The sequence below is a fragment of the Corynebacterium argentoratense DSM 44202 genome, assembly GCF_000590555.1.
Taxonomy (GTDB): Bacteria; Actinomycetota; Actinomycetes; order Mycobacteriales; family Mycobacteriaceae; genus Corynebacterium; species Corynebacterium argentoratense.
Map to the genome: position 1 here is coordinate 1,494,143 of NC_022198.1, position 14,779 is coordinate 1,508,921.

Annotated in this window: 10 protein-coding genes and 2 pseudogenes; 8 read left to right on the plus strand and 4 right to left on the minus strand. The window is 60.2% G+C overall.

The genetic code is table 11. The features are described 5' to 3' along the window. Nucleotides 1-59: 59 nt before the first annotated feature. Together CARG_RS10640 and CARG_RS10510 are read left to right on the plus strand one after the other, a co-directional pair. Entirely contained in the window at nucleotides 60-725 is a 666-nt protein-coding gene (locus tag CARG_RS10640; RefSeq protein ID WP_021011954.1) for a carboxylesterase family protein, read from the plus strand. Beyond that, nucleotides 722-2,194: pseudogene (locus CARG_RS10510) on the plus strand (alpha-amylase family glycosyl hydrolase); the annotation flags it as partial. The gene CARG_RS10640 and the pseudogene CARG_RS10510, both read left to right, overlap by 4 nt. 1,205 nt (nucleotides 2,195-3,399) lie before the next feature. On the opposite strand, the gene idi reads toward CARG_RS10510, so the two are convergent. Next, nucleotides 3,400-3,975: an isopentenyl-diphosphate Delta-isomerase gene (gene idi, locus CARG_RS07040; RefSeq protein WP_021011956.1), complete on the minus strand. Its 576-nt coding sequence runs from the start codon at nucleotides 3,973-3,975 to the stop codon at nucleotides 3,400-3,402. Between the two features lie 35 nt (nucleotides 3,976-4,010). Between idi and crtI the strand changes: the two genes are divergently transcribed. Continuing rightward, nucleotides 4,011-6,494: a phytoene desaturase family protein gene (gene crtI / locus CARG_RS10645; RefSeq protein WP_201769256.1), complete on the plus strand. Its 2,484-nt coding sequence runs from the start codon at nucleotides 4,011-4,013 to the stop codon at nucleotides 6,492-6,494. On the opposite strand, the gene CARG_RS07050 is transcribed toward crtI, so the two are convergent. Continuing rightward, nucleotides 6,491-7,777, minus strand: a complete 1,287-nt coding sequence (locus CARG_RS07050; protein WP_021011958.1) for a DEAD/DEAH box helicase family protein — start codon at nucleotides 7,775-7,777, stop codon at nucleotides 6,491-6,493. The two genes, crtI and CARG_RS07050, sit on opposite strands and share 4 nt — an antisense overlap. 135 nt (nucleotides 7,778-7,912) lie before the next feature. Further along, nucleotides 7,913-8,461: a hypothetical protein gene (locus CARG_RS07055; RefSeq protein ID WP_144198588.1), complete on the minus strand. Its 549-nt coding sequence runs from the start codon at nucleotides 8,459-8,461 to the stop codon at nucleotides 7,913-7,915. A 22-nt stretch (nucleotides 8,462-8,483) separates the two neighbouring features. On the opposite strand from CARG_RS07055, the gene CARG_RS07060 reads away from it, so the two are divergent. Continuing rightward, a complete protein-coding gene (locus tag CARG_RS07060; protein ID WP_021011960.1) occupies nucleotides 8,484-9,632 on the plus strand; it encodes a MalY/PatB family protein in 1,149 nt (382 codons plus the stop codon). Between the two features lie 15 nt (nucleotides 9,633-9,647). Here CARG_RS07060 and CARG_RS07065 read toward each other — a convergent pair. Beyond that, nucleotides 9,648-9,848, minus strand: a pseudogene (locus CARG_RS07065) (NAD(P)-dependent oxidoreductase); the annotation flags it as partial. A 75-nt stretch (nucleotides 9,849-9,923) separates the two neighbouring features. On the opposite strand from CARG_RS07065, the gene CARG_RS07070 reads away from it, so the two are divergent. Genes CARG_RS07070 through CARG_RS07085 form a run of 4 tightly spaced genes read left to right on the plus strand, consistent with a single transcriptional unit; the run spans nucleotide 9,924 to nucleotide 14,775 of the window. Then, on the plus strand, nucleotides 9,924-11,444 hold the full coding sequence (locus CARG_RS07070) for an ABC transporter substrate-binding protein (protein ID WP_021011962.1): 1,521 nt from the start codon (nucleotides 9,924-9,926) through the stop codon (nucleotides 11,442-11,444). Then, a complete protein-coding gene (locus CARG_RS07075; RefSeq protein ID WP_021011963.1) occupies nucleotides 11,444-12,382 on the plus strand; it encodes an ABC transporter permease in 939 nt (312 codons plus the stop codon). The genes CARG_RS07070 and CARG_RS07075 overlap by 1 nt, the downstream gene beginning before the upstream one ends. Before the next feature lie 3 nt (nucleotides 12,383-12,385). Next, entirely contained in the window at nucleotides 12,386-13,195 is an 810-nt protein-coding gene (locus tag CARG_RS07080) for an ABC transporter permease (RefSeq protein WP_021011964.1), read from the plus strand. Next, nucleotides 13,192-14,775 (plus strand): dipeptide ABC transporter ATP-binding protein, encoded by a 1,584-nt coding sequence (locus CARG_RS07085; protein WP_021011965.1) that lies wholly within the window; start codon nucleotides 13,192-13,194, stop codon nucleotides 14,773-14,775. Before CARG_RS07080 ends, CARG_RS07085 begins: the two co-directional genes overlap by 4 nt. Nucleotides 14,776-14,779: the final 4 nt, after the last annotated feature.

A 14,779-nucleotide genomic window follows, 5' to 3' on the forward strand; every position in this document is an offset into this window, starting at 1 on the left:
AGCGCCAGCCGCCTCAATTCTCCCCTCGTCGTTCCCCCGCATCACTAGACTGGCTAGACGTGCAGCACATTCACGATCAGGTCTATAGCATCGCGGAGCCTTTCGGCATTGCTGTTGCGGCAGATGACAGCAACAACACTTCCCCAGCTGCGGCTGGAAGCCAAACGTTAAGCATCGTCGGCCCCCGCCTTCGCCCGGGCGCGGATGCCCCGGTGCGCGTCGTCGTCGGCAACAGTCCAGCCGCACCTTCGGATGAGGATCTGCTGGTGCGGGTGCATTATCGGGGTGGTTTCGAAGGTTTCTTGCGCTTTCACACTGACGAGCCGCACCGTTTCCGCGGCGTCGACGATTGCGTGTTGGCTTTGGAGTGGGTGCAGAAAAACATTGAGCGTTTCGGGGGCGACCCCACCCAGGTAACCCTGGTGGCTAGCGGGGTGGATGCTGCAGTCGCGTTGTGGTTGTGCCGCCGGGACCACTACCGGGGTGCTTTTCGCCGAGTCGATCTGCGCGAGCCCCGCTTTGCTCGAGCAACCCTGGATAAACGCAAGTGGCTGCTGCGTGGTTTCGTCGGCCCCGTCCTCCCGGCGCGTATAGCCTGGGTGCAACGCGAGCATCCCAGGCGTTTGGAACGGGCGCGGCGGGCCTATCGCCTGCTGTACCGGGTTCCTTTCGGCCCTGGGCCGCATGATGAACAGATGGTGTCGACGATGATTGGTGGGCTATGAGCGCTGCAAACTGGTGTGAAAACGCAGTGTTTTATGAGGTGCTTGTGCGCACTTTCCAGGATTCCAACGGCGACGGTGTCGGCGATTTCGAGGGTTTGGAATCCCGCCTTGATTATCTGCAGTGGTTGGGTGTTGATTGTTTGTGGCTGCCCCCATTTTTCGCCTCCCCTTTGGACGATGGGGGTTATGACGTCGCGGATTTCTTGTCGACTCACCCGGATTTCGGTTCCGTCGAGCAGCTGTCGCATCTGCTTGACGCCGCCCACGCCCGCGGCATGCGGGTGATTGCGGATTTGCCGCTTAACCACACAAGTATCGCCCACCAGTGGTGGCGTGAAGAGCTGGAGGCCTTGCGTGCGATCGATGCGGGAACCTTGGATGCTGCAGACTTCACCCCGTGCTACGTGTGGTCCACGACCGGCGAGGAATACGCCGATGCCCGGGTGATTTTTGAAGACACCGAGACCTCCAACTGGACCTTCGAACCCAGCGTGGGCCGCTTTTATTGGCACCGCTTTTTCTCCCACCAACCGGACTTGAATTACGACAATCCTGCAGTGCAAGAAGACATGCTGGATGTGTTGCGCTTCTGGCTGAGCAAGGGGCTTGATGGTTTCCGGCTAGATGCTGTCCCCTACCTCTACGAACGCCACGGCACTAATGGTGAAAACCTTCCCGAAACGCACGACTATTTGGCACGCGTGCGCGCCATGGTCGATGAGGAATTTCCCGGCTGTGTGCTGATTGCTGAAGCAAACCAGTGGCCCCGCGACGTCGTTGATTATTTCGGTTCCGATGAGGCACCGGAATGCCACATGTGTTTCCATTTCCCGCTGATGCCTAGGATTTTTCTTTCCTTCGCGCGCGGTGAGGCCTCGTCGATCGACCGGATTCTGGCGGACACGCCACAGCTGCCAGCGGGTGCGGTGTGGGGTACCTTCCTGCGCAACCACGACGAACTCACCCTGGAGATGGTTGATGATGTCGAGCGCGCGGACCTCTATGCCCGCTACGCCCCGGAGCCGCGTATGCGGGCGAATGTGGGGATCCGCCGGCGCCTGCTGCCGCTGCTGGGTTCTGCGGAGGCCGTGGAATGCGCGGTGGCGATGTTGTTGTCCATGCCCGGCGCGCCGTTTTTGTATTACGGGGACGAAATTGGGATGGCCGACGACATTTGGTTGGTCGATCGCGATGGTGTGCGCACGCCGATGCAGTGGGATGGGTCGACCAATGCGGGTTTTTCGCCCCAGTCATCTTATCCTCCGGTGTTGTCGACGGTGCCGAATGTGCAGGCAGCGTTGGCGGATCCTACCTCGCTGTTGTATGCCCACAGGCGATTGATTGCGCAGCGTAAGGCGGTTTTTGATGCCTCTGATGATTGGCGCGTTGTTGCTTCCACTAAGGTCTTTGCGTTCGAGCGCGCAGGGGTGTTGTGTGCTTTTAATGTCACGGCTGAGCCGCAGTCGGTGACGGTTGCGGGTATCGAGGTGTACCTGCCTGGCTATGGCTACGCGTGGGTGCCGTTGGTGGATCGAGTGTTGCCGCATCTGGTGGGCCAGCGTTTCTATGGCGGTAGTGCGGATTCTTCCGCGGTGCGGATTGTTCGCGCGGAGCCGTGGCAGTTCGGTGGGGTGTGGTTGACGGTTGAGTCTGCGGGCGCGCTGTACCGCACGTTGGTTGATGCCACCGGTCGGGATCTGTTGGCGCAGTATGCTGCCGAAGGTGATGACGCCGCGGGGGCTGGGGTTGGTGTGGATGTTGTCGGCTATGTGCGTGCTTTGTTGGCTGAGCGCGGGCACACGTTGGTCGGTGATGTGCAGGCGCAGCGCGTGGGCGGCGAGCAGTCCAACACGTCTTTTGTTGTGGGCTCGTGGGTGGTGAAGTTCCAGCGTCGCTTGGCTGAGGGGGTGAATCCGGAGGTCCTGGTGGCGGAAGCGTTGGCTGATTGCCCGCATGCGGCACACGTGGTGGCGCATGATGAGGGTGCTTGTGTGGCCACCGTGGTGCCGTTAGTTGATGGCGCTCGCGATGGCTGGGAGTTAGCCCTAGAGCGTGGACTGGTCGGCGATGATAGCGGCGAGGGTATTGACGTCGCGGGGCTTGGGGTAGCAATCGCGCGCGTTCATACCGCGTTGGATGAAGGCCACGTGCAGCGGCGCGAGAATCTGCTCGATAGTCTTCGCGAGCGGATGATTCGCACTGGCACGCAGGCGGGCTTGGGTGATGCGCTGAGCTCAGGGTTGATTGAGGTTCTTTCCAACACTGGAGCCGGGTCTGATCAGGTGCCGGTGCAGCATGTGCATGGTGATCTCCATTTGGGCCAGGTGCTGTGGGATTCTTCCCGCTGGGTGCTCATTGATTTCGAGGGTGAGCCCGCCGCCACCCCGGCGGAGCGTGCTGCGGAGCATTCCCCGATGAAGGACCTCGCCGGGATGATTCGTTCCTTTGACTACGCCACCCAGGTGCGCGCACGCGAAAACGCAGCCAGTAGCAGCACTGCAGCCGACGCCGGTGCCAGTGCCGGCGCCGGCGTTGTCGAGCAGGCTACTCAGGCGCTGCTGGATGGTTACCGGCAGGCAGGCGGCACGGTCGATGAGGCACTGTTGCAGGCTTATCTGTTGGACAAGGTGCTCTATGAGTACGACTATGAGCTGCACTACCGCCCGGATTTTCGCTACATTCCGGCCAGGGCTCTGAGAGCGCTGGGGATCGCCACGCCCGAGTGATCCTGGGGTAGCTGCTGGGTGATCTGCTCGATTTGCTCCACCATCCAGGGGCTCAGCAGCTGGGGCATGCTGCGGGCACTGTGCGCCAGTGCTGCCGGGTCGACCCACGCGTAGTCCATGACCTCCGCCGGGTTGGGCTCGAGGGAGCCATCGATGCGTGCGGCATGCACGGGGCAGAATTCGTATTCGACAATCCCACTGGCGTCGACGGCGCGGTAGGAAAAACTCGGCAAAATGGTGATGACGTCGGCTACCCTGGTGCCCAGCTCGACCTGCGCGCGGCGAGCGATCGCGGCGTCAAAACTTTCACCGGGGGCGGGATGGCCGCAGAAAGAGTTGGTCCACACGCCGGGCCAGGTTTTCTTCTCCAGGGCGCGGCGTGTGATAAGTAGCTCACCTTTGTCGTTGTAGAGGTAGCAAGAAAACGCTAGGTGCAGCTGGGTGTCCGTGGTGTGGACGTGCTGTTTGTCTGCATGCCCGATGGGATTGTTGTCGGAATCCAGCAACACTACGAGTTCGGCCATGGGCACAGCCTACCGAAGATGCGACAATGTCTTGCATGTGTGCTTTTCCACTGAAGGACTACTACTCGATGTCTGCGGGTGCCGCCAGCAAGGTGATTGGCGCTTATTCGACGAGTTTTTCGCTCGCTTCCCGGTTGCTGCCGCGGCGTATCCGCTCGGATATCGCGAACCTGTATGCGGTGGTGCGCATTGCCGATGAGATTGTGGATGGCACGGCGGAGGCCGCTGGGTTAGACGCTGCAGCGATCCGCGCCGAGTTGGACGGGTTTGAGGCAGAAATCTACCGTGCGATTGACTCTGGTTTTTCCACCAACCCTGCGGTGCAGGCGTTTGCGATGACCGCCCGCCGCGCGGGGATTAAACGCGATCATATCGAGGCGTTCTTCCATTCGATGCGCGCGGATATTGACACTCCCGGGGGAGATAAGACTTCCGGTGATACGGCCACGAGTGAGCGGCAGCTGCACGTGTATTCCCCGGAGCAACTGCGTTCTTATATTTATGGCTCGGCCGAGGTGATCGGTTTGATGTGCCTGGATATTTTCCTAAGTGACAATCCGCTGCGTCCGGCTCATTATGCCCAGGCGCAGCGCGGTGCCCGGGCCTTGGGCGCGGCTTTTCAAAAAGTGAATTTTTTGAGGGATTACGCGCATGATCGCAACACTTTGGGGCGGGTGTATTTTGCCCAGTCTGAGGGCGGGATGACGGATGCGATTCGTGATGAAATCATTGTCGACATCGCGCACGATTTGGACGTCGCCCGGTCGACTGTGGATTTTCTGCCCCGCGGCCCGCGCGCGGCTGTCACCGCTGCCCTGCTGTTGTTTCAAGAGCTCAACCAGCGTCTAGCTACCGCTGATGTGGAGACCGAGCGGGTGCGGGTGCCGGATGCTCTGAAGGTTCGTCTGTTAGCGCAGGCGGTTGCCACAACAGCATTCAAACGCGACCCCGCTGGCGCTGCGGAGTCAGCTGCGGGGTGGAAGGATGACGTCGCGGGGGATCCAGCTGCGGATAGCGCGCAGCCGGCACAGAAAGCTGTGGTCATCGGCGGGGGTATCGCGGGTCTTGCCAGCGCGGCCTTTTTGGCGCGCGAGGGGTTCGAGACGACTGTGTACGAGAAAAATGACACCATCGGTGGCCGCGCCGGCCTGCTTGAAGATCAGGGTTTTACGTGGGACACCGGCCCCAGTTGGTACTTGATGCCCGAGGCCTTTGAGCATTTCTTCGAGCAGTTCGGCACCTCCGCGCAGGAGCTGTTGGATTTGCGCCAGCTCTCCCCCGCGTACCGGGTGTTTTCTTCTGGTTTCGAGCCCGTGGATGTCCACAGTGGTGTCGAGCAGGTTACGGAGCTTTTTGAATCCATCGAGCCGGGCGCGGGAGCAAAAATCCGCGAGTATTTGAAGGTCGCTACGCAGACCTACCATTTCGCGATCGATCGCTTTTTGTACACCACCTTTAGTTCTTTTTCGGACTTCGTTAACAAAGCGACCATGGCTCATGTGGTGCTGTTGGCCAAGCTGCTCAGTACTCCTTTGAGCACGTGGGTGGGGCGCGATTTTTCTGATATTCGTCTGCGCCACATTCTGGAATACCCGGCGGTGTTTTTGTCCTGCGAGCCCACCCGCACTCCCGCGATGTATCACTTGCTCAGCCACACTGACCTGGTTGAGGGCGTACGCTACCCCATGGGTGGTTTTAGCAAGATCATTGATGCGGTGGCCGATGTAGCGACTGCGCAGGGTGCGAGGATTGTCACCGGACGCGCGGTTGAGGGCATCGAGGTGGTTGACGGGCGTGCCCGCGGCGTCCGGCTGGCAGCTTCCACTCCAGGCGGTGAGCCTAAGCGGGTGGATGCGGATGTTGTTGTTGGCGCTGCTGATGTCAACCACCTAGCGGGCCTGCTGGGCAGGAAGGACAAAGAGGTCGATCCTGGTATCGGCGTGGTGTTAGGGTTTGTTGGTGTGCGCGGCGCGCTTCCGGAGTTAAGCCACCACCAGTTGTTCCTGGAGCGCGAGTGGGAACGCGATTTCGAGGCGATCTTCCCCAAGGATGGTGCCACCGTACAGCCGGGTGTGTCACAGTCGATCTACGTGTGTAAGCCTTCCGAGACTGATCCTTCCGTGGCGCCTGAGGGCTGCGAGAACTTGTTTATTTTGATCCCCACCCTGGCCGATGAGGGCTTGTTGGGTGATGACGCCGCGGTGGCCCGGCAGGCTGCCGAGGCCCTGGTCGACAAGACGATTGAGGCGATCGGCCAGCGCGCAGGCGTCCCGGATCTTGGCCAACGTGTGATTGTTCGCCACGCTATGGGGCCAAAGGATTTTGCGTCACGTTTCAACGCATACAAGGGCAATGCTTTGGGCTATGCCCACACGCTGGGCCAATCGGCGTTTTTGCGCGGCACGCAGCAGGATCCGGAAGTATCTGGACTGTTGTATGCCGGGGCAACCACGACCCCCGGTGTTGGCCTGCCGATGTGTTTGATTAGCGCGGAAAACCTCCTGGAGTGCCTGGACTAGTCCCTTTTGCGCTGCGCTACCCCGCGCACCCCGCTGATGCCCGCCACCAGTGGTGCGGCCGCCGCAGAGGCTGCCTTGGAACCACTGGCGGTGTTCTGCGGGTTGTGGGGTGTGCTGATTGTTCCGGTTGCCCGCAGCTGTTCGAGCACCGTGGGGTTGGCAATGGTTCTGGATCGGCTGGACGCGCCTCCGCGTACTGAACCGACTCCTCCGACGATCAATCCTGCGGCGCTCATTGCCATGGTCCGCCCCGCCCCGGAAAGACCCGATGGCGGGGTCGCTGTGCTGGAGGTCTTCACGCCTAGCTGTTCTGGGGTGGGTGCGGCGGCTGCGGCGTGTGTTGCAGCCGCGTGGCTCTGTAGCCCGCCGATTCCACCGAGGGAATACAGCTCGAGGTTGTTGGCGCCGCCCCGGGCCTTGCCAAGCCCGTCGATAACCCCCAGCATGTCGCCCTTGGGTGGGGTGACTCCGGCGAGGATGGCCGGCAGGTCAACGGTGTAGAACTTGTCCACCGCTTCGCTTTCGGCGGCTTGTGCGGCGGCCGCTGCAGCAGCCGCGTTGTCGCTGCCGGTACCTTCCTGCGCTGCGATTTTCGCGATGTCCTCTTCGTATCCGGACAGCACCGCGTCGGCCTTGTCTAGGGCGTCGTTGAGCTTGCGGCTCCACGCACTCATCGCTCCGGCGTTGTCGGATAGGTGCTGCGCGATCTGTGTGGTTTCCGCTAGTGATTCACAGGCTTGGGTGATGACGTCGCCGTGGTTGCTGCCTGCCAGTTCCTGGGCTGCTTTGTCCAGCTGGCTGGCGGCTTCTGCGCATTGCTGTTGGATGCGTGTCCAGTGTTCGCTTGCCTGCTGGGCTAGTTCGCGTCTGCTGGTTGCGATGAGGATGCGGATCCCAGCGATCGTGCCGCCACCACAGCTGCAGGTGGGCGTGTGGAAGGCGGTGTGTGCTGGGTGGATGGCGGGTTTGGGTGGGAAGACGACCGATTGGTTGGGGCCGGGCACGGAGTCTAGGTCCAAACCGTAGGCGTTGAGGAGGTTTTGTCCGCTCAGTGCCTCAATGGATGCGCCGAGCGCCTGGGCTAGCCAGGTGACGCGTTCACCTAATTGTTCTTGTGCCCCGTGTGCGCTGGTGAGCGCTGCGCTGTGTAGCTGCGCGAGATCGCTTAAACCGCTGAGTCCTGTGTAGGAGTTCAGCCCGGGTGGCGGTGTGGGTGTGCGGTAGGCCTGGGTGATGGTGGTGATGACGCTGTCGATGCTTCGCAGGTCTAGTTGGATATCCAAGGGGTCCCCCTTTCTTGTCGTGTGTCCCCTTACGACAGTGTTAGACGCCGCGCACCCACCCACGGTTCCATCACGTGACATGATTCACACAACGCGGCGTCATTACCCCCGATACCCACCCATGACACCAGTGGGCTAAATGTTCAGCGAACCCTTGAAAATAACGTTGCCCACCTGCAGCTCAGCAGCATTAACGTTGCCGACTGTGGTGTTAAAAGCGAAGTCCAAGTTGGTTGTCGCACCACTACCCAAGGGCAGATCCAAACCGGACTGAACACCAGACTGACCCTCCCCCAACGGCTCAATGTTGGTGGACTGGCCGTTGTAGCCGGTGGTCTTGAGCGTCGCCTTGACCACGTCGGTCGGCAGGGCGCTTTCGTTGAGGTTCTTGACATCCACGTGCACCACAATGCCCCCGATCGGGGCGGCACTAACCCCGCGGAGGGTCCAATCCACGTTCAGGCCGGGGTCGTGGATTGGCTCGTAGAGGGTCGGCGCGACAATCGGCTCAACCTGCTGCGCTACAAACGGCGCGGGGTCGGGGTTATCCGGGTTGGTCGGCTGAGCGGTGACCACCAGGGTGTCCGAGGTGTCTTGCGAATCATCACCACACGCGACAAGGCACGTCGCGGCGATGGTCCCGCTAATCACGACCATAACTTTTGAAAGCTTACGGTTGAGCACCCTTTCAGTTTAAGGTAAATGCATGACTTTCCCCACCCTCACCGAACTTGCAGCCCGCGGAACCGAGAAATGGCGGGCGTATTCACCCGACGTCCTGCCCATGTTCGTTGCCGAATCCGACTTCGCTACGTGCCCGGAGGTCAAGCAGGCAATCGCCGATGCTGTGGAGCGGGAGATGTTCGGCTACGCCTACCCCGATGAGCGCCTAGGGCAAGCCGTATCGGAGTTTTACGCGCAGAGTTATGGGTGGCGCCCCAACCCCGAGTGGATCCGCGCGGTTCCTGACGTCGTCCGGGGTGTCTGCCTGTCCATCAGCCACCTGACGCGCGAGGATTCCGCAGTCATCGTCCCGGTGCCCAGTTACATGCCGTTCTTCCAGATTCCTGGCGTGACCGGCCGCGACATTGTGCACGTTCCGGTTGAGGACCTCACCGGTGATCTACGCGAAACGGAGGCAGCGCTCAAGGCCGGCGCAGGGTCGATCATTCTGGTCAACCCCTACAACCCCTTGGGCATGGTGTTCGAGCAGGAGACCTTGCAGCAGATCTGCGACTTGGCGCGCGACTACGATGCCCGCGTGATTGTTGATGAAATCCACGCTCCGCTGGTGCTTAACCCCCAGTGCCGCCACCATGTTGCAGCCGCCGTCGCCCCGGACGTGTGTATCACCATCACCGCTGGTTCCAAGGCCTGGAATGTGGCGGGGCTTAAGTGCGCGCAGATCATTTTCTCCAATGACAATGACGTCGTGACCTGGGACGCACTGCCCAGCGTGACGCGCGGCGGCGTGTCGATCTTGGGCCAAGAGGCCGCCATCGCCTGCTACAGCGCTTGCCAGTCGTTCATTCAAGACCAAGCCGCCTACCTGTGGGAGACGGTCAATTGGTTGAGGGAGGAACTCCCGGCGCGCATCCCCGGTATCCGCATTGCAGGGGCGTGTGATGCGACCTATCTGATGTGGCTGGATTTCAGCGGCACGTCTATCGCGAAGGTCACTAATAGGCCTGCGGAGTACCTGTTGGAGCATGCCAAGGTGGCGTTGAATGAGGGCACGGCGTTTTCCCCCGAGGACCAGTGTTTGGGCGACCACCATGCGCGGCTGAACTTTGCGTGCAGCCGCGACATTCTTGCGGCGGCCATTGACCGTATCGCGGCCGCCCTGCCCCAGTAGTTTCCCGGTGGGTTCTTAGTAGCCCTTGGAGGGATCAACCTCGGTAGGCATGGTCTCGCGGGCGACCAACGCTCGGTAGTTGGCGGCGACCACCGGCGCCAGCAGCCGGTCCATGGAGTTCATGGTGTTGGCGGTGTGCGGGGTGATGATGACGTTGCTCATAGACCACAGGGGGTGCTCGTCGGGTAGGGGCTCGGGGTCGGTGACGTCCAGGCCGATGTCGATCTTCATACCCCCACCATAGGGGATAGATAGGGTGACGTCGAACACCTTGATTTAGTGTCTATATTCATGAATCGCATCAAAAAAGTTGCGGCAGTCATGCTGTGCTTAGCGGGGGTCTTAAGTTCCTGTTCAGCAGGACACACCGCTATCCACACAGCCTCTGGCTCCCATTCGGGGGGAGTAGTTGTAGCGCTAGCTGCGGCTCCCGCTTCACTGGACTTCACCACGACCTCCGGCGCCGCCATCCCGCAAGCAATGATGGCCAATATTTACGAAGGCCTCGTGCGCATCAACCAACAGGGCGAGATCGAACCCCTTCTGGCCAATGATTGGACGATCAGCGAGGACGGTAAAAACTACCGCTTCAACCTGCGAAAGGGTGTCACTTTCTCCAACGGATCGCCTTTTAATGCCCAGGCCGCGAAGTTTTCCATCGAGCGCGTCCAATCCGATGCCTGGACTAACGGCCTCAAAGCACAAATGGATCCGGTCGAGTCGGTAACAGCTGTTGACGACTACACCCTGGAAGTCGCACTCAAGCAGCGCTCCAACAACTGGCTGTGGAACATGGGCACTTTCGTTGGTGCCATGTTCAGCCCCGACGGTGTGGATAATCTTGCCGAAAATCCCATCGGCACCGGCCCCTATGTTCTCGACAAGTGGAATGTGGGCCAGTCGTTGGAGTTTGTCGCCCGCGAGGATTATTGGGGCGAGGCTCCGAAAAACAACCGCGCTGCCCTGCGTTACTTCGGCGATGCCGTCGCTGCGACCAACGCGTTGCAGTCCGGCGATGTCGACGTGGTCTACTCCATGCAGTCGCCGGAATTATTGGAGACAATCAACGCTCGCGGCGAGTACAGCGTGGAGGTCGGCACCACCAATGGCGAGGTCGTGCTGTCGATGAATCCCCGCCGGGCGCCCTTCGACAATCCCAATGTGCGCAAGGCGGTGATGTATGCAATCAACCGCCAGGACGTCATCAATACTGCATGGGATGGCTATGGCACCGACACCGGCGCAGTTCCGGCATCCCCCGCCGACCCATGGTATTTCGTGTCCGACCAGTACCCCTACGACCCGGACAAGGCTCGGGAGCTGTTGGCCGATGTAGACAAGCCCATCCCTGTAACCATTTCCGTTCCCTCCCTGCCGTACGCGCAGGCGGCGTCAGAAATGGTTGTGAGCCAGCTGCGGGATGTCGGCTTCGATGTGAAGATCGAATCCACGGAATTCCCGGCGGTGTGGTTGGCGAAGGTCTACAAGGGCCACGATTTTGACATGTCGATCATCAGCCACGTCGAGGCCCGGGATATTCCCAACATGTTCGGCAACCCCGACTACTACATCGGTTTCGGAAGTGACGAAATCCAGCAGCTGCTCAGCGAGGCCGATACTGGGCCGAAGGATCAGCAGGACGCCACGATGCGCAAAGCAATCCAAACAATTCTTGATGACGCCGCGGCGGACACACTGTTCAATTTGCCGAACATTGTTGTCTCGGATCCAGCTATTTCCGGCGTACCAGTCAATAGTGTGACCCAGGCGCTTCCCTTGGCGCCGATTAGCCGGGAAGGGGGCAAAGACTAATGAATAGGGTTGTTGGAATTACTGTCCGCTACGTGTTGACCCTGTGGGTTGCCAGTGTTGCGGTATTTGCTCTGCTGCGTGTGGTGCCGGGAGACCCGGCAGAAATCGCCCTGGGTGTGACGGCCACGCCCGAGCTCGTGGCAGAAAAGCGTGCGGCTTTGGGTATTGACCAGCCGCTGCTCACCCAGTATGGCCAGTGGGTTAAAGGCATGTTGACGGGCGACTTTGGCCTATCGATGACCAGCGGTAAGGATATTTCCGAGTTGGTTCTTGACCGCCTGCAGGTGTCGCTGATTTTGGTGGTGTGCGCGATTATTGTGTCGCTGGCTATCGCCATCCCCATGGGGTCATGGGCTGCGCGTCGCCACCGCCATGCGGATGGAATTGCGATCACGGCCACCAGCCAGGTGGGCATCGCTATCCCCAGCTTCTTGGCCGGTATTGTCCTGGTGACGGTGTTCGCGGTCAAGCTTGGGTGGGTGCCTGCCAACGGGTGGGTGCCGCCGAATGTGAGCTTCACCGGCTTCCTGTCTCGTCTGTTTTTGCCGGTGATGGCGTTGGCAGCTGTGCAGTCTGCAATTATGACCCGCTACGTGCGCAGCGCGGTGCTCAATATTTTGAGTGAAGACTTCATCCGCACTGCGCGGGCCAAGGGGCTAACCACCAAGCAGGCCCTGCGCCGCCACGGTCTGCGCAACGCTGCCCTGCCGGTTGTCACCGTCACCGGCCTGCAGCTTGCGACCGTCGTCGTGGGTGCCGTGGTGATTGAAAAGGTGTTCGTTTTGCCCGGCATCGGCACAATGTTGCTTGATGCGGTGACCACGCGCGACCTTCTGACTGTCCAGACAATTGTGATGCTGCTGGGTGCCTTCACCATCATCGTTAACTTGGTCGTCGATCTGCTCTATGTTGTTCTCGACCCACGGATCAGGAGCTAAGCCATGAACCGCACGTTGAAAATTGGCGCCACGATCGTGGGCATTGTTTTTATTACCGCGCTGCTGAGCTTTGTGTGGACGCCCTACGACCCCATCCACGCTATTGCCGCTGACCGTCTCCAAGGACCGTCGCTCAAGCATCTGTTGGGCACGGATCGTTACGGTCGCGATGTGCTGTCTGCGCTGATGGTGGGCTCGCGCATCACCCTGTATGTTGGCTTGATTTCAGTGGGTATTGGTGCCACCTTGGGTACTCCCTTGGGTGTGCTGGCCGCTGTTCGCGGGGGATGGTTGGAGCAGGTCATTATGCGCGGTTCAGACCTGTTGCTGGCGTTTCCTGCGTTGCTGATGGCTATTGTCACCGGCGCGATGTTCGGGGCGTCGACGGCGTCTGCGATGGCCGCGATCGGCATTGCTACTATCCCTGGTTTCGCCCGGGTGGCTCGCGCCGGTACCTTGCAGGTGCTCAGCCGCGACTACATCCTTGCGGCAAAACTCAGTAAAGTTTCCGGCCCGGCTATCGCTTTCAAGCACGTATTGCCGAACATTTCCGGAATGTTGATCGTGCAGTGCTCTGTATCTTTCGCCCTGGCGATTTTGGCGGAGGCCGCGTTGAGCTTCCTCGGTTTGGGTACTCCCCCGCCGAATCCCAGTTGGGGGCGGATGCTGCACAGCGCGCAGGCGTCTTTGTCCTCGGCACCAGAGTTGGCTTTGTGGCCAGGTCTAGCTATTGCCCTCACCGTGTTGGGTTTCAACCTGCTAGGTGATGGTTTGCGCGACTACTTCGACCCGAAAACCAAGGAGCGAGCATGAGCACGCTAGCGATTGATTCACTCACCATTGCGGCCAGCGAGCCTTTATTGGAGCAGCTCGAATTAACTATTAGTGGCGGCCAGCGCCTGGGGCTCATCGGCGAGTCCGGTTCCGGTAAATCCATCACTGCCCTATCGATCATGGGGTTGCTTCCCGAAAACCTGCGTGCGTCTGGCAGCATCGATTTCGAGGGCCAGCAGTTGCTCGGTATGGACGAAAAGCGCCTGTGTGCTCTGCGCGGCAAGCGTATTTCGATGGTGTTCCAGGAACCCATGACGGCGCTGAATCCGTTGATGCGGGTCAATAAGCAGCTGGCGGAGGTCATTTCTCTGCATGGTGGTAACCCATCGAAGGATCGCTTGAAGCAGATGGCCGCCGAGGTTGGCCTGGCCGAAGAGCTGTTGGGCCGTTATCCCCACCAGTTGTCAGGTGGCCAGCGCCAGCGCGTGTTGATCGCTATGGCGTTGGCTAATGACCCGGATGTGTTGATCTGTGACGAGCCCACCACTGCGTTGGATGTGACGGTGCAAAAAGACATCGTCGAGTTGATTTCTGCTTTGGTTGCCGAACGCGGCACTGCTCTGTTGTTCATCACCCACGATCTTGGTTTGGTCGCCCAGACCTGCGATAACATCGCGGTGCTGAAAGACGGTGTTTTGGTGGAGACCGGTCCTGTGGATCAGGTGTTGCGCGATCCTCAGCACGACTACACCAAGGGGTTGCTCGCGGCGTCTGATTTGTCTGCTCGCGATGCTGATGGTCATTTGTATACGGTGGCCTCCTCCCAGTTGGCGGGCTATGCGCCGGGGGTGGCTCAGGCCCGACCGCAGTGGCGGGAGGTATCGCGCACGGATGATGACGTCGTGTTGCGCGCGGATCGCATTTCAAAGGCGTACGGTCGCACGTTGTTCGGCCGCTCGAAGCAGTACACGGCATTGCATCCGATGGACTTGAACCTCTACCGCCATCAGCGCTTGGGTGTTGTGGGTGGTTCCGGTTCGGGCAAGACCACGTTGCTCAAACTGCTGGCGGGGCTCAGCGAGCCCACTGCGGGTTCTGTGACTGCCAAGGGCACGGTGCAGGCTGTGTTCCAGGATCCTTTTGATTCTTTGGATCCGCGGATGACCATTGGCGATGCTGTTGCCGAGCCACTGCGCGCCCAGGGTATTAATGACCCGGCGCGTGTGTCTGAGGTGTTGGAAGAGGTCGGTATTGATCCGGCCTTGGCCAGCCGTTATCCGCACGAGTTTTCGGGCGGACAGCGCCAGCGCATTTCTATTGCGCGTGCGTTGAGTGTGCGCCCGGATGTTTTGTTAGCGGACGAGCCCGTCAGTGCCCTCGACGTGTCCGTGCGTGCACAGGTAATGAACTTGCTGACGGATTTGTGCATCGATTATGGCCTGTCGATGGTGTTTGTGAGCCACGACCTAGGCGTGGTGCGCGAATTGTGCCAGGATGTCATCGTGTTGGATGAGGGCTCGATTGTGGAGCAAGGCCCGGTAAGCCGCGTGCTGCATAACCCTGATTCTCCGTACACCCAGCGATTGTTGGACGCTATCCCCCGCATCACCGAAGTCTAAAAAT

Coding starts and splice junctions, on each gene's coding strand:
- idi (WP_021011956.1), bottom strand. CDS start 3,975: ATGGCCGAACTCGTAGTGTTGCTGGATTCCGACAACAATCCCATCGGG.
- crtI (WP_201769256.1), top strand. CDS start 4,011: ATGTGTGCTTTTCCACTGAAGGACTACTACTCGATGTCTGCGGGTGCC.
- CARG_RS07060 (WP_021011960.1), top strand. CDS start 8,484: ATGACTTTCCCCACCCTCACCGAACTTGCAGCCCGCGGAACCGAGAAA.
- CARG_RS07070 (WP_021011962.1), top strand. CDS start 9,924: ATGAATCGCATCAAAAAAGTTGCGGCAGTCATGCTGTGCTTAGCGGGG.
- CARG_RS07075 (WP_021011963.1), top strand. CDS start 11,444: ATGAATAGGGTTGTTGGAATTACTGTCCGCTACGTGTTGACCCTGTGG.
- CARG_RS07080 (WP_021011964.1), top strand. CDS start 12,386: ATGAACCGCACGTTGAAAATTGGCGCCACGATCGTGGGCATTGTTTTT.
- CARG_RS07085 (WP_021011965.1), top strand. CDS start 13,192: ATGAGCACGCTAGCGATTGATTCACTCACCATTGCGGCCAGCGAGCCT.